This is a genomic window from Flavobacteriaceae bacterium (genome assembly GCA_003443635.1).
Taxonomy (GTDB): Bacteria; Bacteroidota; Bacteroidia; order Flavobacteriales; family Flavobacteriaceae; genus AU392.
Genome location: CP031964.1, coordinates 2,947,259 through 2,969,842 on the forward strand (window position 1 = coordinate 2,947,259; position 22,584 = coordinate 2,969,842).

Below are 22,584 nucleotides of genomic sequence, written 5' to 3' on the forward strand. Positions count from 1 at the left end.
TTATTAAACATAGAATAGTTAGTATTTCAAGAGAGTTTTTATTTTAATATACTTCTAATAAGTCTATAAAAAGTTAAATATGAATGCGTATTATTTTGATATAGAAAAAATTGCTAAGTATTTAAGTAATATTCAAAAACACATTGCTTCAGTTTATAAATGGAGTGTTAACTTGGATGGTTTATTACGATTGGATGTAATTTCGATAGAAGAAGTGTATGAGTTAAATCAGTATACTTTATACGAAAAAGAAATAGCATTAAAATTTATTTTAGAAAAAAAATTACAAGAATATTATAATACAAATCCAAAGCAATTTGAAGCTTTATGTATGTGGATTATTCAAGAATGGGGAGGTATAAAAGGAGCTAAATCTCATATAACAATGCCTCGCGTATATGAATTTATAAAGGCAGAAAAGCCAAAGTATGAAGCTCTCCCTAGTGTTTCTAAAGTAGGAATGTTTATGTATCTCAATAAAAATATTATTTATGATACACGGGTAATTTATGCTTTAAATTGGATTATTTTATCTCAAAATGCAGGCACTCATTTTTTTCCAATCCCAGGAGGTAGAAACTCAAAAATGAACGCCTTCAATATGGAGGTTTTAATTAGACTCTCCAAAGCTAAAAATTATAAACCTCAAAAGCGTTCAAATTTAAATAAACGAAATTATATTGAGATAATAGATGAAGCGCTATTTATTAAAGAATCTGAAGCCTATTATGAAGCGATTAAATTAATAGCCGCAATAAATAAAATATTATGGAAAGATGAAAAAGCACAGTATCCATTTTATACAGAGATGCTATTATTTTCTTCTGCTGATATCGAAATTTTTCATGACATCACTAATACTGTAATTTTAAATTTTGAATAATTTTTGAATCGACCCAATAAATGTTTCCTCTACTGGTATAAAAAAAATAATTTCCGTCTGGTGATATCCCCGGAGCAAATTCACTTCCTGAGGTATTTATTTTTTCTCCCATGTTTTTTGCTTTAGTCCAAGATCCATTTGCATTTTTAAAGCTCACATATAAATCAGAATTTCCTTTACCTTCTGGTCTATTCGATGAAAAAATCACATAACCCTCATCAGGGGCAATTAGCGGATCATAATCTCTATGTTTCGTATTAACTGCATCACTCAGCGGAATTGCTTTTTGATATTTCCCATTTTTAAACTCAGAATAAACAATATTGCTTGAACGACTAGGCCCTGTAGAAAAAAACAATGTTCCTTTTTTAGATATTGTAGGAAACCAATCTGCATATTCTGTATTAACATCTTCGCCTAAATGAATAGGTTTTCCCCATTTTTCTCCTTTTCGTTTCACCATCCATAAGTCTATACCTTTTATCGAATCTCCTTCTTTTACAGGCCTATTAGAACTAAAATACATTGCAGAACCATCACTTGTGATAAACGGATCTATTTCTCTGTAATCTCCTAGAATATCAGCAGGTTCCGGTGTTGTCCATCTTTTATTTTTTAGCTTGGAGACCATAATAGTCCCTCCATGATACACACGAGATTCTACTGTATAATAAAATTCTTTTCCATCAGGCGAAAAAGTGGAACTATGTGTAGAATTTTCTGTAGAGACAAAATTATGCGCAAATATTTTAGGTTCTAATCCTGGTTTATCTTGACCTAAAAATTCTCCGCTAAATTCATAAGTTTTAATTTTATTTTTATCCGCACCTTTTGCAATAAGAAATTCTGCTATTTCGGTAGAGCCTTGTCGTATCGCTATTGCTAAAGGAGTATTACCGCTATCGTTTAAAACATCTACATCTGTTATGTCATTAACCAACTGCTTAACAAAGTCTAAATCACCATTTATTACTGCCCTATGTAAAGGGGAAGTTCCAACATTAATATTGGCATTTGCTGCTAAAAGCTTTTTAAATAATTCATCATTTCTAAATTGTACTGTAACAAACAATGGAGTATGGTTTTGATTATCACCAACATTAACATCTATACCACGTTTTATTAAAAAATCAAGTGTTTTTTCTTGCCTACATCCAATTGCATAATGTGCCAGTGTTCTTCCTCTTCTATCTTTTACATTAATATCTGTTGTTTTTAATAATGAATCCAGTTTGCTAATATTACCTTCACAAACAGCTCTTTGAACAATCCGATCCTGAGCTATCATAGTCAATGAAATCATGGCAAAAGTTACTACTGCTGAAATTTTAATTATTCTTAACATGTTTTATATATTTTAAGGGATCAATATAAATTCTACAGAAGTAGATAATTCTGAATTGACCGGTTTTCCATTTTTCTTAGCTGGAATAAATTTTAATAACTTAATGCTATATACAAGGTTATCTATTATAGGTTTATTTATTTCCAAGACTTCTTTATCAGGTATAAGTCTACGTGCAATTGCTGTGTTTGCAGGCTTGTTAGTTTTTCTCATACTAGTTTTTACATTTTCCACAGCTCCTGATTTGTTTACTGTCCAGGATACATTTACTATTCCAGCCCTATTTACATTCTCTTCACTTTTTGGGTAAATCATATAATGAGATATCACCCAACCCATATCGTTTTCACCTTCATATATAGCATCTGTATCAGGTATAACATTTTTCTTTTCAGAAGAAGAGCTACAGGCTAACATAATAGTTATAAGAATTAGAAGAAAACCTCCCTTTACTTTATTAGTTTGTTTTGTTGTCATGTCTATTATTTAATTATTATAATTCAAATCTACTATATTTTTAGTAATTCTACTAAAAATATAGTAGTAATTAACACTAATTAACTTTGAATCGATAATTAAATAATTACATGTCAACCAATTAATAATTATTTTAATAATTAATACTGAGCTACGAGGAAGCTTTGGTCAAACCTTTAAATATGAAGAATTTTATTTTTTTAGATCAAAAACAACAACACCATTTTCTCCGTTTTCTCCATATTTCTCTGCTGCTTTATCTCCTTTAATAATATTAATATTTCCTATATCTGACTGATTTAGATTCTTAAAAAAAGCATATGAAACTATGCGTTCATCATAACCATCTTTTAAAACATATAATGGTAGAATTCCTATATCTTCAGGCCCATTTCTTGTTAGTTTTATAAAAGGTTTGTTATCATTAATAGAAAATGTTATATCTCCTTTTAATTTATTTTCATCTCTTGTATCTTGTTCTCTCAGTTTAACAGGTTTTACATTATCGCTTGTTTCTAGAAAAGAACTAAATATCAATATTAAAAACATTAGTGGTAAAAAAAGTATTGCTTTTAAATACCTACTTTTTTTATTTACTTTATTTTTAGCCATCATTTTAAATCTCTTTTTTAAGCTTATATTATTACTTAAATAACTTCCTATCTGTAATGAAGCTCCAGTTCGAACTTGAAACAACAACTGTTGATAATCTAATTGATTATATCCTTTTTTAAGAACTTGTTTATCTGCCATATATTCATGCTCAGCCTTAATTCTTTTCCTGAAAAGCCATATAGCCGGATTAAACCAATACACAATAGTTAATATTTCTAGAATCAAAACATCAATAGAATGAAACTGATCTCTATGAAATTGTTCATGAATTATGAGGGCATCTAATTCATCATCTTTCATATTATGGTTTCCAATAAACAAAATATTAAAAAAAGTGAATGGAGATAGTTTTTTATGTACAGTAACTACTTGAAACCCCCAACGTGCATATTTATTTGACTTAAAGTAAAAATTAATCAAAGTAAATATTCCAATTAAAAAGCGAGAAGAGAAGAGAATAACTCCAGCAATGTATATGATTAAATATATACTAATTGAGTTTTTAGAGGTTATTGTTGAGATTCCTTCTTTAAAATTTAAGGATTCTTGTAATGCTTTAATTTCAATAGTTAGAAAATCTCCAGATATAAGAGAATTATTTATCGGAATGAATATAAAGCTGCAGGAAAATAATATACACGCAAAGCCAATAAACCTGTTTAACTGATGATTAGATCCATGCCTTATTACCCAATGATACAATGTATAAAGGATGATAAGGGATATACTGGATTTCAACAAAAAGCTTTCCATCATTTTTTGTTTTTATCTTCAATTTTATTTTTAAAATGTTCAATTAACTCTTCCATTTCTTTGGTTGACAGTTCTTCTTTACTACTAAACTCAGAAACCAAATTTTTAAAAGAATTAGAAAAATATTTTTTAATAAACGATTTCATAAATCCATTGGTATACTCTTCTCTTTTAATCAATGGATAATATTCATGAGTATTTGCTATTGGTTTTCTTCCAACAAACCCTTTTCTTTCCAATATTTTAAATATGGTGGCTACAGTTGTATATGCAGGTTTCGGTTCTTCATACTCCTTAACAACATCTCTAATCACTCCTTTTTTGATTGACCAAAGAATTTTCATTGCTTTTTCTTCTGCTTTAGTTAACTCTAAATCCATATTATTTTATTAATAAAATTCAAATCTACTAAATTCATAGTAGATTTACTAATTTAATAGTATGTTTGTAGAATAAATTTAATTTAAACAGATGAGACGTTTAAAATATTATTTTGTGTTTTTACAATTAATAGCATTTATTAATGTTGCTAAAGCTCAATCTATTTTAGGCTCATGGGTAAGGATAAAAATGGAAACTTATCAAGGAGGTATAACAACTCAATTAGAAGAAACCAATAAAAATTATTTAAAATTTCATTTTAAAGACGGTAAAAATTTATCTATATCTACTCATTATGCTACAAATAGTTCAAATAGTCCCAGCACACAATACAGGATAAAAAATAATATTCTAGAATTTGGTTTTGACAGGAAATATTTAATAGAAAAAATTGATGCAATTAATTTAGTTATAGTAGAGTTTGAAGATGGTGAATTAGCTCCAAATTCAATTAAATCTATTTTTATTAGAGAACAAAAATACTTAGATAAGCTTCCACTGGCCATAGAAGACATAATCATAGGTAAAAATGATACTTTATATATAGAATCTAAAAAATTATATCCGCAATTTAAAACAATTGACCCTGATTTTCATGCACATTTAAGTAATCAAATGAACAGTTATTATCCCGTAGGAGAGAATTACTTTTTTGCTACATTCAATATTCATCCAGATGGTGAAATTGATCAAATTAAAATACTTCATCATATAAATAAATCGACAGACAAAAAAGCGATGAAGGCAATTAAAGCTTCTGGTAAAATGTGGAGTTTACCTAAATTAAATGGCAAAAAAGTGACCATTATCAAATTCATTGAGGATCGTTATGTCAAAAAAAGAGGTAATGATATTTCTAAAATTAGTTTTAATAAGTTGTCACATGTTCAAAACTCAAAATACTCTCCTGAATATTTATATAATTTTCATTTCTTAGCACGTAATTTATTAAATAACGAATATAAAAAAGCTCTAGAATTCATCTCTAAATTAGAAGAGATCAAGCCTAATGAAGCTAATTTATATTATTTAAAATATCTATGTTACCTTGAATTAGGAGATGAACAAAAATCAAATGAAAATTTATTATTACTAAAAAAGTCTAAGCTTAGATATCTAGTAAAATAAGCTTAAACGTAATTACTTTTTATACTTTAGCGGTAAATGCACTACTTTTTTTGTGTCAAAAAAATCTTCTTCAAAATAATTGTTCAGATCATAAAGCGTAGCTTTGGGGAAATCTTGTAATTCTTCGGTTAAATCTCCTCCTTTTAAATATAAGATTCCATTTTTAAGTTCGTGATTACTCTTTTTAGTAATTTTTCGTTTTACCCAGTTTACAAAAGTTGGCATTGCAGTTACTGCTCGGCTTACAATAAAATCATAAGTATCGTTTACAGCTTCAACACGTGTATGCGATATTTTTATATTGGTCAACCCTAATGTTTCAGAAACAATCTTAACTACTTTTAATTTTTTATTAATACTATCCACTAAATGAAAATGACACTCTGGGAATAATATTGCCAATGGTATACCTGGGAATCCACCCCCAGTGCCTACATCCATAATTTTTGTTCCAGATTTAAATTGAAGTATTTTAGCTACCCCTAAAGAATGTAAAACATGTCTTAAGTATAGTTCTTCAATATCTTTTCGGGAGACAACATTAATTTTTGAATTCCAATCTAAATACAATTCATACAACCTCGAAAACTGATTTTGTTGTATTTTTGTTAAGTTTGGAAAGTATTTTAAGATAAGTTGCACAAGCGTTAAATTTTCGCAAAAATAGCGTTTTATATGTATAATATTTGTGTTCTACGAGAATACCGATTCATTATTTAATTATATTTGCTGCTTATTATAAAAATATAGTCAATTACGACGTTAGCTTAGTATAAACAAATTTATGAAAGAGCACGCAATATCATTTTCTAGAGTTGACTCCGCAAAGTTTTTCAGAACTCTTAATAAACGAGTGAACAACTATTTTAAAGATAATAACATTAAAAGAACAGGTAATTGGAAACTATGGATGAAAACTATAGTTATGTTTACTTTGTTTTTATCTCCATATTTTTTAATCTTAACTTTAAACTTACCAGGTTGGTCACAACTACTTTTAACAATTGTTATGGGCATTGGAATGGCTGGTGTTGGAATGAATGTAATGCATGACGGAAATCATGGATCTTATTCTAACAAAGAATGGATAAATCGTTTAATGGGGAGTAGTATATACATTCTTGCTGGAAATACTTACAATTGGAAAGTACAACACAATGTATTACACCATACTTATACTAATGTCCATGGACATGACGAAGATATGGATGCTGGTCGTATTTTACGTTTTACAGAACATTCTGAATGGAAATGGTATCACAAGTTCCAACATTATTATTCTTTTTTATTATATGGTTTATTAACTATAAACTGGGCAATTACTACCGATTGGCAGCAAATGAAACGCTATATGAAACGAAAATTATCGTATGGTAAATTCCCAAATCCAATAGCTAATTGGAGTAAATTAGTAATTTCTAAAATACTTTATGTTTCAGTTTGGATTGTTTTACCAATGCTTATATTAGAAATAAGCTGGTGGAAAGTTTTATTAGGCTTTTTTATTATGCATTATACAGCGGGATTGATTTTAAGTGTAGTATTTCAACTAGCTCATATAATTGAAGAAGCAGAAATGCCTTTACCAAACGCTGATGGTGCTTTAAAAAATACATGGGCTATACATCAATTAAAAACTACCGTTAATTTCTCTCCTCGTAATAAAATTGTAAATTATTTTACTGGAGGATTAAATCATCAAGTAGAACATCATATATTTCCACACATATCTCATATTCATTATGGAAAAATAGCAAAAATTGTAAAAGAAACTGCTAAAGAATTTAACTTACCATACAACGAATATAAAACAACTAGAAAGGCTATTATTGCACATTTCAAGCACTTAAGACTTATGGGTATGAAACCTACTTTGAGTGTGTAAAACACTTTTTATATGACTAATCAACTCTCTGATAGAATAAATAATTTATCTACTTCTCAAACTTTAGCAATGGCTGTTAAAGCCAGAGAATTAAGAACTGAAGGAAAAGATATTATTGGACTTAGTTTGGGTGAACCTGACTTTAATCCACCTTCATTTATCAAAGATGCTGCTATTACAGCAATAAATGAAAATTACAACTCATATACTCCTGTTGATGGGTATGCAGAATTAAAAGATGCCATTATCACTAAATTTAAACGGGATAATGATTTAACTTATAACCGTTCACAAATAGTAGTTTCTACTGGTGCTAAACAAGCTTTAGCGAATGTAGCTGCAGCAATGATTAATCCTGGTGATGAAGTATTATTACCTTGTCCATATTGGGTAAGCTATAGTGATATCGTTAGTTTTAATGAAGGTATTCCTGTTGAAGTTAAAACTTTAATTGATACAGATTTTAAAATTACCCCAGAACAATTAGAAGCAGCAATTACTCCAAAAACAAAAATGCTTTGGTTTAGCTCGCCATGCAATCCAAGTGGGTCTGTATATAGTAAATCGGAACTAAGAGCACTTGCAGATGTTTTACAAAAATACCCTGATGTATACGTAGTTTCAGATGAAATTTATGAGCATATTAATTTTATAGGAGGGCATTTTAGCATCGCACAATTTGATGATATGTATGACCGTACTGTAACTGTAAATGGTGTTTCTAAAGCTTTTGCTATGACGGGATGGCGTATTGGGTTTATTGGAGCTCCAGATTGGATAGCTCGTGCTTGTAATAAAATGCAAGGGCAAGTTACTAGTGGCGCGAATAGTATAGCACAGCGTGCTGTAATTTCTGCTATGGAAGCTTCACCTAGTAAAATACAATATATGATAGATGAATTTAAAATTCGTCGAGACTTAATACTAGGCTTATTAAAAGAGATTCCTGGGTTTAAAACAAATACCCCTGAAGGCGCATTTTATGTTTTTCCTGACATTTCTGATTATTTTGGAAAAACAATTAAAGGAAGAACAATTAATAATGCTAATGATTTCTCTATGTTTTTATTAGAAGAGGCTCATGTTGCAACTGTTACAGGTGAGGCGTTTGGGAACCCAAATTGTATTCGCATATCGTATGCAGCATCTCAAGATCAATTGATCGAAGCTATAAAACGTATTAAAGATATTTTTAATTAAAAAACACTCTTCTTCACAAAAAAGCCCACAATAGATTAAAAATTTATTGTGGTTTTTTTATCATTTAAATGTTTATAAATGAAGACTAATTCAATTACAAAAAATACTAAGGAAGTATTACTGATAGCAATGTCACTAATACTATACTAATTGCTATAAAAACAATGAATCTTATTTTTGTGCGTTGTTTTCTCTCTTCTATTAAACGTGCTTTAATTTGTCGCAAAACATGAGGTCTAGATTTAGGGAAATCATATTCAGGTTTTCCATTATATGAATAACCGCCTAAAAAAGTGTTTTTTCTTCTATGTTTTTTCAATAAATCTCTATTATTTTTTAAAACAATATTTGCCGATCCAAAACTCATAATTTCTAAATTTTAAAGATGTAACATTTAATTTTTAAGAATAGAATCCCTGTTGGCAAATTTGCCAATATATTCTATATATTATAAAAGTGATATAAATTCATTATATCACAGTTAAAGCTCTAAAGTGTAATTATATATACTATTTACAGAAGTATTATTAGTAATACTGTTGTAAAAACAGAAAGTTTTAAAATAGTCTCTATACTTGAAGTGATTTGGTACCTTTTACTTTTAATACTCTGTTTGGTACCGAATATTGATTTTGGGCTAGAATTGAAGAAATTTCCAGTAATTCCTTGTTTATAATTTGAATTTAATAGTCCTTCATTTTTAAATTCAAAAGCAACTTTTTTCTGCCTGGGTAATGGTTCAATTTCTTGAGCTGTTAATACTAATTCCATAATTATTTGTTTTTAATTGATTACACTTATATGACGCTCATTAAAACAAAATGTTACATGAAATCTATATTTATCCATTTAAAAATTAATTCTAAAATCTCGAGAAATATTATAAATACTGGTATTTTTGAAGATCAAAATTTCTTTTAAAACATGGAAAAATAATACAATAGACTATCTATTTCTCCAAAAAAATGGAGTTAAAAGTATTAAAACAGTAAACAATTCTAACCTACCTATAAGCATTAAAAAAGAGCTCCACCATTTCCCTATTGCTGGCATATTATAAAAGTTATCTACCGGTCCAAAATCGCCTAAAGCTGGTCCGACATTACCCAAACAAGATGCAGCAACTCCCACAGCCGATTCAAAATCTAATCCAATTATTGAAAACACTAAGGCTCCAACAATAAAAGATAGCATATATACTATAAAAAACGCTAAGATATTGAATACAATTTTTTCTGAAATTGCTTTTTTGTTATAACGTACCGGTAGTATAGCACTAGGATGAAGAGCGCGTTTAAATTCTAAAATACCATTTTTAACCATTAGTAAATGCCTTACTATCTTGACGCCTCCAGATGTGCTTCCGGCTGATCCTCCTAAAAACATAAGTCCAAAGAAAAAGACTACCATAAACGATGTCCATAAGGTATAATCTGCAGTTACAAACCCTGTAGTAGTAACAATAGATAAAACTTGAAATAAACTGTGTCTAAAAGCGCTCTCAGCCTCTCCCCATACCATAGGGTGAGATATAGAAGATACGGAAGGGTCTACATAAAAATAAATAATTATCGCAGCTATAATTGTAAAAGCCCCTATAAATTTCAAGTATAGTTTAAACTCTTCATCTTTGATAATACGCTTTACTTTTCCTTTGAATGCAAAATAACTTAATACAAAATTAGTTCCTGCTAAAAACATAAATATGACAACTATATACTGTATTACTGGTTGATTATTCCAGTGTGCTAAACTTGCATTTTTTGTTGAAAATCCCCCTGTAGATAATGTTGTCATCGAATGATTTAAAGCATCAAAAAATGACATTCCAGCTATATTAAGTAAAATTGTTTCTGCCGCAGTATAACCAAAATAAATTAACCACAAACGTTTTGCAGTATCAGTAATTCGAGGGTGTAATTTGTCTGCGCTAGGTCCTGGAGCTTCAGCAGCAAACAACTGCATTCCTCCTATTCCTAACAGAGGTAAAATTGCAACTGCTAATACAATAATTCCCATACCACCTATCCAATGCGTCAAACTCCTCCAAAACAAGACTCCTTTAGGCACAACTTCGATATCATTTAAAACAGTTGCTCCTGTCGTGGTATATCCAGAAATTGTTTCAAAAAAAGCATTGGTAAAATTTGGGATCGCTTCTGTAAAAATATATGGTAGAGTTCCTGAAAGTGCCATTACCAACCAACCAAACGCTACTACAATATAGCCTTCACGTTTGTTCATTTCTTTTTTATGATTCCTTGTAGAAACCATAGTTATTACACCTATTACTCCAACTAAAATCCCAGAAAACAATAAACTTATACTAACTCCATCTTTATAAATAGCACTGATTAGAGCACTTAATAGCATAAACCCTCCGTTACATAAAAGTAACAGCCCGAAAAAATGAAAAATAATTTTATAGTTAAGCTTCATTCAGAGTTTAATCAAAGGAATAATCGTTCAACTTTTTTAATAGAATCTGGTAAACAGCATACTACAACACAGTCACCCGCTTCAATTTTAAAATCACCCAATGCAATAAGTCCATTACCATCTCTAATTACACCACCAATAATTGCAGAACGCGGAAAATTGATTTCTTTTATAATTTTATTACAAATTTTAGATTTAGATTTCACTACAAATTCTAATAATTCGGCATTCATATTATTAAGCTTAGTCATTGCAACTACATCTCCTTTTCTAATGTATCTAAATATATTATTTGCAGCAAGTAATTTTTTATTAATTAAAGTATCGATCCCTATAGAATGGGATAATGCAAAATAATCCATATTCTCTACAAGAGCAATTGTTTTTTTAACTCCTTTAGATTTTGCAACTAAACATGACATAATATTAGTTTCAGAATTACCTGTAACCGAAATAAAGGCATCCATATCCTGAATATTTTCTTCATCTAATACTTCTACATTTCTTCCATCTCCATTAATTACTAAAGCGTTCGATAAATCATCAGCTAACTCAAAAGCTCTATCTTTATCTTTTTCAATAATTTTAATATTAAATTTATTGTTAAGTAATCCTCGGGCAGCTTTAAATCCAATTTTCCCTCCTCCTAAAACCATAACATTTTTGATCTCTGTGTTACTCTTACCCGTTAGTTTACACAGCTCTTCATCTCCTCCTTTTGAAGTGATAAAAACAACATGATCGCCTTCTCTTAAAATAGTATCTCCTCTGGGAATAATAGTATATTGAGTGCCATAACGTTGAATAGCAATAGGAACAAAATGGATCTCTGGAAATAATTTTGCAGCTTCTTTTACCGATTTATCTACAAACAAGGCCGTTCTAGATAAATTTAAACCGAGCATGGTTAAAGCTCCATTTTCAAATTCATAAGTATCATTAAATGCAGATTGACTTAATAACAATTCAATTTCTGACGCTGCTAAAGATTCTGGAGATATTAATTCATCGATACCAAACTTAGTAAATCCTACTTCGTCTTTTTGATTTATAAACTCTGTATTAGAAATCCTTGCAATAGTGCGTTTAGCTCCTAATTGTTTAGCTAGCACACATATGGTTATATTGGTTGTTTCAGATGATGTTACTGCAATTACTAGATCTGAAGATTTTACCCTAGCATCCTTTAAGTTTGCAATAGAGGTTGCATCTCCTTTTATAACTCGTATATCTAAATGATTATCGGCGTAAGTTAAATTGTCTTTTTTTGTATCTATTAAGGTAATTTCTTGCGATTCGTAAGACAATAATTTTGCTAAATGAAACCCTACTTCTCCAGCCCCAGCAATTATTATTTTCATTGGTAATTTTAATTATAAAGCATAGCAAATATACTTTATTTTTAGGGATTTGAATATGAATTCCATTTCTTTGCATCCAAATAAAAATAGATCTTTATAAATTATAGACTCATTTTTTAATGGCAGAAAAAGTAAAACCTTATAAGGACAGTAATTTATCTAAAAAAGAGCAAGTTACACAAATGTTCGATACTATATCGAAAAAATACGATGGTTTAAATCGTGTCATTTCTTTTGGAATAGATATAAAATGGCGTAAAAAAGTTGTAAAGCTTGTAGCTCAAAAAACTCCAAAAACTATTCTAGATATTGCTACTGGTACTGGGGATTTAGCAATAAATCTTACTGAGACCAATGCTAAAAAAATTATTGGATTAGATATAAGTCCAGGCATGTTAGATGTTGGTAAACGAAAAGTGAATGAAAAAGGTTTAGATAAAACTATTGAAATGGTTATAGGTGATTCTGAAAACCTTCCGTTCGAAGACAATACTTTTGATGCAATAACAGTAGCATTTGGTGTAAGGAATTTTGAAAATTTAGAAAAAGGATTAACTGAAATATTACGTGTATTAAAACCAAAAGGTATTTTTGTGATTTTAGAAACCTCCATTCCATCAAAAACACCATACAAACAAGGTTATAAAATTTATACTAAAGGAATTTTACCGTTAATAGGAAAACTGTTTTCTAAAGATAAAGTTGCCTATTCTTATTTATGCGAATCTGCATCTGTTTTTCCTTATGGGGAAGCGCTCAACAATATTTTACTTAAAATTGGGTTTATTAATGCGAAAGCATTACCTCAAACATTTGGTGTTGCTACTATTTATACATCATCTAAAGCATAATATGAAGAGAGTATTTGTAATCTTATTTTTCATCACAATAGGTCAAACCGTAAATGCTCAACTTTTTAGTAAAGAGCGTATTAGAAATAATATCGACGGATTAGATCAACAACTTCTATCTTGGGGATATTTCATTGGATTTAACTCACTCGATTTTAATTTTGATTATACTAGAGATATTAGAGATATCCAAGTATTAAAAACCACAGGGTTTAATGTTGGGCTTATTGGTGATTTACGTATTAACGAATATTTAAATTTAAGATTAGAACCAGGTTTAACAATTAGCACTAGGGAACTTAATTTTAGCCCTTCAAACTTTGCTGGATCAGAGTTTAGCAACAATGATTTAATACGAGAAGTACAGTCTACCTACATCTATATTCCTTTACTATTAAAAGTCTCTACAAAACGTTTAAATAATTTCAAACCGTTTGTTGTAGGTGGTTTTTCTACAGCTTTAAATTTGTCTAGTAATGAAGATAATTTAGACGATAATAGTTCTGGTCAATTCAGAACAAAAAAAAATGTACTATTTTATGAAATAGGTTTTGGTATTGATTTTTATTTACCTTGGTTTAAGTTTACGCCATCACTACGTGGTGTCTTTGGGATTAATGATGAGCTTGTTAGAGATTTAGATCCAAATAGTCCTTGGACAGGTAACTTAGATTCAATTAAAACTCGAGGTATTTTTATTAATTTTACTGTACAATAAAATTAACGTCTAAATTCACTCAATAAAACTGCAGCTGCATTAGCTACATTTAAACTTTCAGTTTCTTGAATATTACCAAATCTTGGTATAGTAATTCGTTTAGTTATTTGAGCTTCTATCATTTTGGATATGCCATTAGCTTCATTTCCTAGTACTAGTATTCCAGAGTTTGATAAATTTAAATTATACACATTATTTCCATCCATAAACGCTCCGAAAACGGTTGCTGTTTTTTGAGATGATAAAAAAGCTTCTAAATCCAAGTAATTTATATTCACTCGAGTAATAGACCCCATTGTAGCTTGAACTACTTTTGGGTTATAACAATCTACTGTACCAGTATTACAAATTAAATCTTTAACCCCAAACCAATCGCATAATCTAATAATCGTTCCTAAATTACCTGGATCCCTCACATTATCCAAAGCAACAATAAGATGGTTTTCATCTATAACAGTTTTTTTTGTAGGTATTTTAAATACAGCTAAAGCTGTATTTGGAGCTTTTAAAAAACTAATTTTTTTCAAGTCATTGTCAGAAATTTGTGTTCTTAAAACATCTGTAACATTAAATTCTAACGTAGTTGTATATAAGTGATCTAATTCAAATTTTGAATTTAGTAATTCTTGAATTGTTTTTTTTCCTTCTGCAACAAAGCGTTGATATTGTATACGGTACTTTTTTTGCTTTAATTGCGTTATAAGTTTTATTTGGTTTTTACTTAACATATAAGCCAAAGTATCGTTTTCGTTTTAAAGCACACAAAAAAAATGAAAAAAATTATGCGAAACCTAATTTTGATTAATAATATCAACATATTTTTAAAAGGAAATAATGTACTTTTGAGTTTTAAACCTGTACTGCTTTTCAAAATTTAATTTACCTGTTTAATAGTTGAAACAAACATTTACAAAAATATCAGTTTTTACAATAATTTTAATTATTGTCACTTCCTGTAGTGTTGTAAAGCGTGTTAAGAATACAGATCATTTATTAACTAAAAGTAGTGTCTCAATTAATGGAAAAAAAGTAAAAAACGAGGAGATAAATAGTCTCATACTTCAAAAACCAAATAACAAGCTTCTAACTTATCCTCTCCGTCTCCATATTTACAATTTAGCACGAGAAAATCGTGATTCTCTTTTTGAAATCTGGTTAGATAAAAAACCTAAACGAAGAGCACGCATAACCGACACTACTTCTAAAGAAGAAATAGAAAAAATAAAAAAATCTGCATTAGGATTTAATGGTTGGCTAAGAAAAACTGGTGAGGCTCCAGTAATTATAGATTCTTCAAAAATTAAACGATCATTAAGTCGGTTAGAAGGTTATCATTTAAGAAAAGGATGGTTTCATGCCGAGGCTTCTTATAAAATAACTGTAGATCCAAAAAAGAAAAAACGAGCATCTATAGCTTATGAGGTAGAAACAGGAGACCCTACATTTATAGATACTGTTACCACAAATATATCTTCTCCGATTATTGATTCTCTATATCAAAAAACAAAAAACAATAGTAAATTAATAAGTGGTAAGCAATGGAGTGCCGCTGACCTTGAAGAAGAACGAGATCGCTTGGTTAATGAATTTAGAAACTCAGGAGTTTATCATTTCTCACAAGATTACATACAAATTGATACAGATACAATTGATTCTGTTGTAAAAGCACCTGTAGAAATAGAAATTAAAGATAGAGTGATTAGAAATGAAGACTCAGTTACTCGAGTTCCTTTTAAAACTTATAAAATAAAAGATATAAATATTATTACTGATGATTCTTTTGAAAATAGAAGTAAAAAATTTCAAGATTCAGTGATTTATGATAATTACACTCTTTATAGTTACGGTAAATTGCGATTTCGACCTAAAGCAATAACTGATGCTATATTCATTTCTAAAGATTCTGTTTTTAAAGATAGTGATCGCGCAAGTACTTATCGCTTTTTAAATCAATTAAACACTTTTCAATATCCGAACATAACCTATAATGAGAATGTTCAAGACACCACATTAACAGCTAATATTTATCTAACACCAAGGAAAAAATACAAATTAGGATTTGAACCTACTATATCTCAAAACGACATTCAATCATTAGGATTCGCTTTTAATGCATCACTATCTATACTCAATGTCTTTAGAGGAGCCGAAACTTTACAACTTTCGGCATTAGGTAATATTGGAGCTTCAAAAGATGGGTCTGGGGTAGATGATCAATTTTTTGATATTAATGAAGTGGGTATTAATGCACAATTACGAATTCCTAGGTTTTTCTTTCCAATAAATACTGGCAAAATAATTCCTAAAAACTTCTCCCCTAGCACAAATATTACTCTTGCTTTTACAAGTCAAACTAATATAGGGTTGGATAGACAAACTTTTAATGGTGTTTTTAATTATAATTGGAAACCTAGATCAGTAGTTAAAAATAGTTTCGATCTTTTTAATATTCAATTTGTTCGAAATCTAAACCCTGATAATTATTTTAACGTCTTTCAAAATTCGTTTAGTCGCCTTGAAGATATAGCTTTAAACACATTTAACACACCTGCAGAATTTATTAATGTAGATATAGATGGAAATCGTACTTTAATACAAGAAAGAACTGTAGATTTTATTACTCTTGCTTCTCAGGATCTAAATTTTCAAAATTCAAATCCAAATGATTTTCAAATCGTAAATAACATAAGAGAACGAAGAGAGCGATTAATTGAAAACAATCTAATTCTAGCTTCTAGTTTCGAGTATTCAAAAGATAATCGAGAAAGTACAACTGATGAAAATTTTTCTATTTTTAAAACACGCTTAGAGTTGTCAGGTAATGTTATTTCTGCTGTCTCTGATTTATTTGGGTTTAACGGAAACGATATTTTTGGAGTTGAATACTCTCAATATGCAAGAGCAGAACTTGACTATATAAAGCGCTGGAGCTTGGGAGGCAACAACGTTCTAGCGATTAGAAACTATGTTGGCCTCGCTATTCCATATGGTAATTCTACTAGTATCCCTTTTACCAGAAGTTTTTTTGCTGGAGGTGTTAACGACAATAGAGCTTGGACTGCTTTTGATTTAGGCCCTGGAAGCTCTAGTAGTAATGATGAGTTTAATGAAGCAAATTTTAAACTTGCTTTTAGTATTGAAAACCGTTTTAACTTATTTGGAAGTTTAAAAGGGGCACTTTTTGTTGATGCTGGCAATATATTTAATGTATTGGATGAAGTAGACGATCCTGCATCAACATTTACTAATTTTAAAGATCTGGAAGATATTGCAATTGGTAGCGGGTTTGGCCTTAGATATGATTTTGGTTTTTTTATTTTAAGAGGCGATGTTGGTTTTAAAACTTATGATCCTTCCTTTGGAGATAGCAATCGCTGGTTTAACGAATATAATTTTGGAAATGCTGTTTACAATATCGGAATTAATTATCCATTTTAAAACAATTACATTTTCATTAATTTATCTTCTTCAATTTACAAAAAATCATAATCGTACTATTTAAAATTTGATTATTTTTACGCCCTTAATTATATTACAAAAACAAAAAAAATGGAGCATAATATAAAAGGAGGAGTCGCTACTGGCAGAGAGGTTCAAGCTATTTTTAAACTTGCTAAAGAAAAGAATTTTGCACTACCAGCAGTAAATGTAGTAGGTTCTGATAGTGTAAACGGTGTTTTAGAAACTGCAAGAGATTTAAATGCTCCCGTAATTATACAATTTTCAAATGGTGGAGGTCAATTTAATGCTGGTAAAGGCCTAAGTAATGAAGGAGAAAAAGCAGCAATTGCTGGTTGCATAGCTGGAGCGAAACATGTACACTTATTAGCTGAAGCTTATGATGTACCTGTAATACTACACACAGATCATTGTGCAAAAAAATTATTACCTTGGATAGATGGTCTTTTAGATGCTAGCGAAGTTCATTTTGCTCAAACAGGTAAGCCTTTGTATAGCTCACATATGATCGATTTATCTGAAGAGCCTATTGAAGAGAATATTGAAATTTGCAAACAATATTTAACCCGTATGGCAAAAATGGGAATGACTTTAGAAATCGAGTTAGGGATCACCGGAGGCGAAGAAGATGGTGTAGATAATACAGATGTTGATGATTCTAAATTATATACTCAACCTGAAGAAGTTGCTTATGCTTACGAAGAATTAAGTAAAGTAAGTGATCAATTTACTATAGCTGCGGCTTTTGGTAATGTACATGGAGTTTATAAACCAGGAAATGTAAAATTAACACCAAAAATTCTTAAAAATTCTCAAGAATATATTTCAAAAAAATATGGAGTAGGTCATAATCATATTGATTTTGTATTTCATGGAGGTTCTGGGTCTTCCGTTGAAGAAATTCGTGAAGCTATAGGTTATGGCGTAATTAAAATGAACATCGATACTGATATGCAGTTTGCATTTACTGAAGGCGTTAGGGATTACATATTAGAAAAGAAAGATTATTTATATACTCAAATTGGAAACCCTGAAGGTGAAGATATTCCTAACAAAAAATATTATGATCCAAGAAAATGGCTGCGAGAAGGTGAAAAAACATTCGTCATACGTTTAAAGAAAGCTTTTCAAGATCTTAATAATATAGATACTTTATAAAATAATTTGAGTGTTTTGCTAAAATTAAAAACAAAACATTAATTTTGACACTAGGTTTTTAGCTGTTTTTTCTTGTGTTAAGTTTATTGTAATACTTTAAAAATAATAGCTTTGACCTTTTACGCTAACTAAAACTAATTTATAACTTATTATACTATTAAAGTAAGTTATAGAATTTAAAATATCAAACTATATGTCTTGGTTTAAGAGAAAAGATAAAGGTATTCATACTCCAACTGAAGCAAAAAAAGATACTCCAAAAGGATTATGGTATAAATCTCCAACTGGTAAAATAGTCGGAACAGAAGAATTAGAAAAAAACTTTTATGTCAGCCCTGAAGATGGTTATCATGTAAGAATAGGAAGTAAAGAATATTTTGAAATTCTTTTTGACGATGATTTTAAAGAACTCAATCCAAATCTTACTTCTAAAGATCCATTAAAGTTTAAAGACAATAAAAAATACACAGATCGTCTTAAAGATGCTCAGGAAAAAACAAATTTAAAGGATGCTGTACGTACAGCAGTAGGTAAATCTAAAGGTAAAGATTTAGTGATTGCTTGTATGGATTTTAGATTTATTGGAGGATCAATGGGTAGCGTTGTTGGGGAAAAGATTTCTCGAGCAGCAGAATATTCTTTAAAAAAGAAAATTCCATTTATGATTATTTCTAAATCTGGTGGTGCTCGTATGATGGAAGCGGCATTATCATTAATGCAATTGGCTAAAACATCAGCCAGATTAGGTCAATTAGCAGATGCTAAAATCCCTTATATTTCTTTAGCCACAGACCCAACTACTGGAGGGACAACAGCTTCTTTCGCTATGCTAGGCGATATTAATATTAGTGAACCTGGTGCTTTAATAGGTTTTGCAGGCCCACGAGTTGTACGTGATACTACAGGTAAGGAATTACCTGAAGGATTCCAAACATCAGAGTTTGTACTAGAGCATGGCTTTTTGGATTTTATTACATTACGTAAAAATTTAAAGGATAAAGTAAATCAATATATTGATTTGATTACAAATCAACCCTTAAGAGTATAATAAAAAAAGCGACTATATCTAGTCGCTTTTTTTATTTCAAACTCTAACTTGTAAGTTACTAAAAATTACTATATTTGCCGCTTGAAAGAAAAACTTTCATATACATAACAATCATTTACAATAATATTAGAATGTATTTAACAAAAGAAGATAAAGAGAAGATCTTTAAAAAACATGGTAAAGATGCAAAAAATACTGGTTCTGCAGAAGGACAGATTGCATTGTTTACAGAACGTATTAATCACTTAACAGAACACTTAAAACAAAATCGTAAAGATTATAATACTGAGCGTTCTTTAGTAAAATTAGTGGGAAAGCGTCGTGCGCTTTTAGATTATTTAACTAAGAAAGATATCTTAAGATATCGTGCAATAGTAAAAGAATTAGGATTAAGAAAATAATAAAAAGAGGCTTTATGCCTCTTTTTTGTTTCAATATAAAACTCTAGCGGGAGAGTTTAAATTACGCATGTATAATTAAGCAGATTCTGAGCTTATTCAGAATATATAGTTTTTCATTGGTCATACAACAACTACACAACAACACAACGACCATTGTTTAATTAGAATTAAAATTATTTATGATTCCAAAAGTTTTTAGAGAGGTCATAGACCTAGGTGATGGAAGAGAAATTTCTATCGAAACCGGAAAATTAGCAAAACAGGCACATGGTTCTGTTGTTGTTCAATCTGGAAAGTGTATGCTATTATGTACAGTTGTTTCCAATTACAAACAAGCTGATGTAGATTTTTTACCTTTAACGGTAGATTATCGCGAAAAATTTGCAGCAGCTGGACGTTATCCTGGAGGATTCTTTAAAAGAGAAGCTAGGCCAAGTGATGGAGAAGTACTAACAATGCGTTTAGTAGATCGTGTTTTACGACCATTATTCCCAAAAGATTATCATTCTGAAACACAAGTAATGATACAATTAATGTCTCATGATGATGATGTAATGCCAGATGCCATGGCTGGATTAGCCGCTTCTGCTGCAATTCAATTATCAGATTTCCCTTTTGAGTGTGCTATTTCTGAAGCACGTGTAGGTCGTATTAATGGTGAGTTTATAATTAACCCAACTAGAGCGCAATTAGAAGAATCTGATATCGATATGATGATTGGAGCATCTGCTGATTCTGTGATGATGGTTGAAGGTGAAATGGATGAAATTTCCGAAGAGGAAATGACAGAAGCCATTAAATTTGCTCACGAAGCGATTAAAGTACAATGTGCTGCACAGTTGAAATTAGCTGAAGCCTTTGGTAAAAAAGAAGTTCGTGAATACGAACCAGAAAGAGAGGATGAAGACCTAGCTAAAAAAATTCATGATATGGCATACGACAAAGTATATGCTGTAGCTAAAGCAGGTTCTGCAAAACATGAAAGAGGGGCTGCATTTGCAGAAATAAAAGAAGAAATTAAAGCTACTTTTTCCGAAGAAGAGTTAGAAGATTTTGGTGGGCTGGTATCTAAGTATTATAGTAAAGCTGAAAAAGCTGCTGTTCGTGATTTAACTTTAAACGAAGGACTTCGTTTAGATGGTCGTAAAACTGATGACATTAGACCCATTTGGTGTGAAGTAGATTACTTACCATCTACTCATGGTTCATCTATATTTACTCGTGGGGAAACTCAAGCATTGGCAACTGTTACTTTAGGAACATCCAGAGAAGCAAATCAAGTAGATATGCCATCTTATGAAGGTGAAGAAACATTTTATTTACATTATAATTTCCCTCCTTTTTCAACTGGAGAAGCTAGACCAATAAGAGGTACATCACGTAGAGAAGTAGGTCATGGTAATTTAGCACAACGTGCTCTAAAAGGAATGATTCCTGAAGATTGCCCATATACTGTTCGTGTAGTTTCTGAAGTATTAGAAAGTAACGGATCGTCATCTATGGCAACTGTTTGTTCTGGTACTATGGCACTTATGGATGCTGGTGTTCAATTAAAGAAACCAGTTTCTGGAATAGCTATGGGGTTAATTTCTGATGCAGAGTCTGGAAAATATGCTGTATTATCTGATATTTTAGGTGATGAAGATCATTTAGGAGACATGGATTTTAAAGTAACTGGTACAGCTGACGGTATTACCGCTTGCCAAATGGATATTAAAGTAAAAGGATTGTCATATGAAATTCTTGTAAATGCTTTAAAACAAGCACGTGATGGACGTTTACATATATTGGGTAAATTAACAGATACCATAGCAGCTCCTAATGCAGATGTGAAATCTCATGCTCCAAAAATGGTAACTGCACGTATCGCTAATGATTATATTGGTGCTTTAATTGGTCCTGGAGGAAAAGTAATTCAAGAGCTTCAAAAAGAAACTGGATGTACAATAGTAATTAATGAAGATCCAGTTACAGAAGAAGGTATCGTTGAAATTTTAGGAACTAATCAAGATGGTATTGATGCTGTATTAGCCAAAATTGATTCAATTACATTTAAACCAGAAAAAGGTAGTGTATATGAAGTTAAAGTAATTAAAATGCTTGATTTTGGTGCTGTAGTAGAATATGTTGAAGCTCCAGGAAATGAAGTATTATTACATGTAAGTGAATTAGCTTGGGAGCGCACTGATAATGTAACCGATGTAGTTAATTTAGGAGATGTACTTGATGTTAAATATTTTGGTATAGATCCAAAAACACGTAAAGAAAAAGTATCTCGTAAAGCAATTTTACCAAAACCTGAAGGTTATGTTGCAAGGCCTCCAAGAGATAATAACAGGAATGGTGGACGTGATAATCGTGGCAATAGAGATAATCGTGGACGTGATAATCGTCGCGATGATAGAAAACCAAGAGAAGAAAGAAAAGAAGATTAACTTTTTTTCACTTATATTTTATATTATAATACAAAAAACCCTAATAG

General features: G+C 30.3%; 21 protein-coding genes. 11 read left to right on the forward strand and 10 right to left on the reverse strand.

Going from position 1 to position 22,584, the window contains the following annotated elements:
* The first annotated feature begins 79 nt into the window (after positions 1-79).
* Positions 80-883: a hypothetical protein gene (locus D1817_13565; GenBank protein ID AXT20866.1), complete on the forward strand. Its 804-nt coding sequence runs from the start codon at positions 80-82 to the stop codon at positions 881-883.
* Here the strand turns inward: D1817_13565 and D1817_13570 are convergent.
* From D1817_13570 to D1817_13585, 4 genes are all read right to left on the reverse strand, one after another.
* On the reverse strand, positions 855-2,228 hold the full coding sequence (locus D1817_13570) for a hypothetical protein (GenBank protein AXT20867.1): 1,374 nt from the start codon (positions 2,226-2,228) through the stop codon (positions 855-857). The genes D1817_13565 and D1817_13570 overlap by 29 nt on opposite strands.
* 12 nt (positions 2,229-2,240) lie before the next feature.
* Positions 2,241-2,705: a hypothetical protein gene (locus D1817_13575; protein ID AXT20868.1), complete on the reverse strand. Its 465-nt coding sequence runs from the start codon at positions 2,703-2,705 to the stop codon at positions 2,241-2,243.
* A gap of 192 nt (positions 2,706-2,897) precedes the next feature.
* A complete protein-coding gene (locus D1817_13580) occupies positions 2,898-4,076 on the reverse strand; it encodes a hypothetical protein (protein AXT20869.1) in 1,179 nt (392 codons plus the stop codon).
* Positions 4,073-4,453, reverse strand: coding sequence for a BlaI/MecI/CopY family transcriptional regulator (locus tag D1817_13585; GenBank protein AXT20870.1), 381 nt, complete (start codon positions 4,451-4,453; stop codon positions 4,073-4,075). The genes D1817_13580 and D1817_13585 overlap by 4 nt, the downstream gene beginning before the upstream one ends.
* A gap of 91 nt (positions 4,454-4,544) precedes the next feature.
* On the opposite strand from D1817_13585, the gene D1817_13590 reads away from it, so the two are divergent.
* Positions 4,545-5,582, forward strand: coding sequence for a hypothetical protein (locus tag D1817_13590; protein ID AXT20871.1), 1,038 nt, complete (start codon positions 4,545-4,547; stop codon positions 5,580-5,582).
* 12 nt (positions 5,583-5,594) lie between these two features.
* Here D1817_13590 and rsmG read toward each other — a convergent pair whose 3' ends face one another.
* Complete coding sequence (gene rsmG / locus D1817_13595) at positions 5,595-6,224, reverse strand: 16S rRNA (guanine(527)-N(7))-methyltransferase RsmG (GenBank protein AXT20872.1); 630 nt, start codon at positions 6,222-6,224, stop codon at positions 5,595-5,597.
* A 142-nt stretch (positions 6,225-6,366) separates the two neighbouring features.
* Here rsmG and D1817_13600 point away from each other — a divergent pair, with 142 nt between their 5' ends.
* Both D1817_13600 and D1817_13605 read left to right on the forward strand, forming a co-directional pair.
* Complete coding sequence (locus tag D1817_13600) at positions 6,367-7,467, forward strand: acyl-CoA desaturase (protein AXT20873.1); 1,101 nt, start codon at positions 6,367-6,369, stop codon at positions 7,465-7,467.
* A gap of 12 nt (positions 7,468-7,479) precedes the next feature.
* Positions 7,480-8,667: a pyridoxal phosphate-dependent aminotransferase gene (locus tag D1817_13605; protein AXT20874.1), complete on the forward strand. Its 1,188-nt coding sequence runs from the start codon at positions 7,480-7,482 to the stop codon at positions 8,665-8,667.
* A 106-nt stretch (positions 8,668-8,773) separates the two neighbouring features.
* Here D1817_13605 and D1817_13610 read toward each other — a convergent pair whose 3' ends face one another.
* From D1817_13610 to trkA, 4 genes are all read right to left on the reverse strand, one after another.
* The gene (locus D1817_13610) at positions 8,774-9,034 is read right to left on the reverse strand and encodes a hypothetical protein (protein ID AXT20875.1); all 261 of its coding nucleotides are present in this window, start codon (positions 9,032-9,034) and stop codon (positions 8,774-8,776) included.
* Positions 9,035-9,180: 146 nt separating this feature from the next.
* Positions 9,181-9,438 carry a hypothetical protein gene (locus tag D1817_13615; protein AXT20876.1) on the reverse strand — a complete coding sequence of 86 codons (258 nt, stop codon included), beginning with the start codon at positions 9,436-9,438 and terminating at the stop codon, positions 9,181-9,183.
* 174 nt (positions 9,439-9,612) lie between these two features.
* Entirely contained in the window at positions 9,613-11,106 is a 1,494-nt protein-coding gene (locus D1817_13620) for a TrkH family potassium uptake protein (GenBank protein AXT20877.1), read from the reverse strand.
* An 11-nt stretch (positions 11,107-11,117) separates the two neighbouring features.
* Positions 11,118-12,467, reverse strand: coding sequence for a Trk system potassium transporter TrkA (gene trkA / locus D1817_13625; protein ID AXT20878.1), 1,350 nt, complete (start codon positions 12,465-12,467; stop codon positions 11,118-11,120).
* 119 nt (positions 12,468-12,586) lie between these two features.
* Here trkA and ubiE point away from each other — a divergent pair, with 119 nt between their 5' ends.
* Both ubiE and D1817_13635 read left to right on the forward strand, forming a co-directional pair.
* The gene (gene ubiE, locus D1817_13630; protein AXT20879.1) at positions 12,587-13,318 is read left to right on the forward strand and encodes a bifunctional demethylmenaquinone methyltransferase/2-methoxy-6-polyprenyl-1,4-benzoquinol methylase UbiE; all 732 of its coding nucleotides are present in this window, start codon (positions 12,587-12,589) and stop codon (positions 13,316-13,318) included.
* A 1-nt stretch (position 13,319) separates the two neighbouring features.
* Complete coding sequence (locus D1817_13635) at positions 13,320-14,036, forward strand: PorT family protein (GenBank protein ID AXT20880.1); 717 nt, start codon at positions 13,320-13,322, stop codon at positions 14,034-14,036.
* 2 nt (positions 14,037-14,038) lie between these two features.
* On the opposite strand, the gene D1817_13640 is transcribed toward D1817_13635, so the two are convergent.
* Entirely contained in the window at positions 14,039-14,764 is a 726-nt protein-coding gene (locus D1817_13640) for an RNA methyltransferase (protein ID AXT20881.1), read from the reverse strand.
* Positions 14,765-14,930: 166 nt separating this feature from the next.
* Here D1817_13640 and D1817_13645 point away from each other — a divergent pair, with 166 nt between their 5' ends.
* The 5 genes from D1817_13645 (at position 14,931) to D1817_13665 (ending at position 22,537) form a co-directional block, all read left to right on the forward strand.
* Positions 14,931-17,474: an outer membrane protein assembly factor gene (locus D1817_13645; protein ID AXT20882.1), complete on the forward strand. Its 2,544-nt coding sequence runs from the start codon at positions 14,931-14,933 to the stop codon at positions 17,472-17,474.
* Between the two features lie 111 nt (positions 17,475-17,585).
* Entirely contained in the window at positions 17,586-18,653 is a 1,068-nt protein-coding gene (locus D1817_13650) for a class II fructose-bisphosphate aldolase (GenBank protein ID AXT20883.1), read from the forward strand.
* A gap of 193 nt (positions 18,654-18,846) precedes the next feature.
* Positions 18,847-19,701 carry an acetyl-CoA carboxylase, carboxyltransferase subunit beta gene (gene accD / locus D1817_13655; protein ID AXT20884.1) on the forward strand — a complete coding sequence of 285 codons (855 nt, stop codon included), beginning with the start codon at positions 18,847-18,849 and terminating at the stop codon, positions 19,699-19,701.
* A 131-nt stretch (positions 19,702-19,832) separates the two neighbouring features.
* A complete protein-coding gene (locus tag D1817_13660; GenBank protein AXT20885.1) occupies positions 19,833-20,102 on the forward strand; it encodes a 30S ribosomal protein S15 in 270 nt (89 codons plus the stop codon).
* Between the two features lie 179 nt (positions 20,103-20,281).
* On the forward strand, positions 20,282-22,537 hold the full coding sequence (locus tag D1817_13665; protein AXT20886.1) for a polyribonucleotide nucleotidyltransferase: 2,256 nt from the start codon (positions 20,282-20,284) through the stop codon (positions 22,535-22,537).
* Positions 22,538-22,584 lie beyond the last annotated feature (47 nt).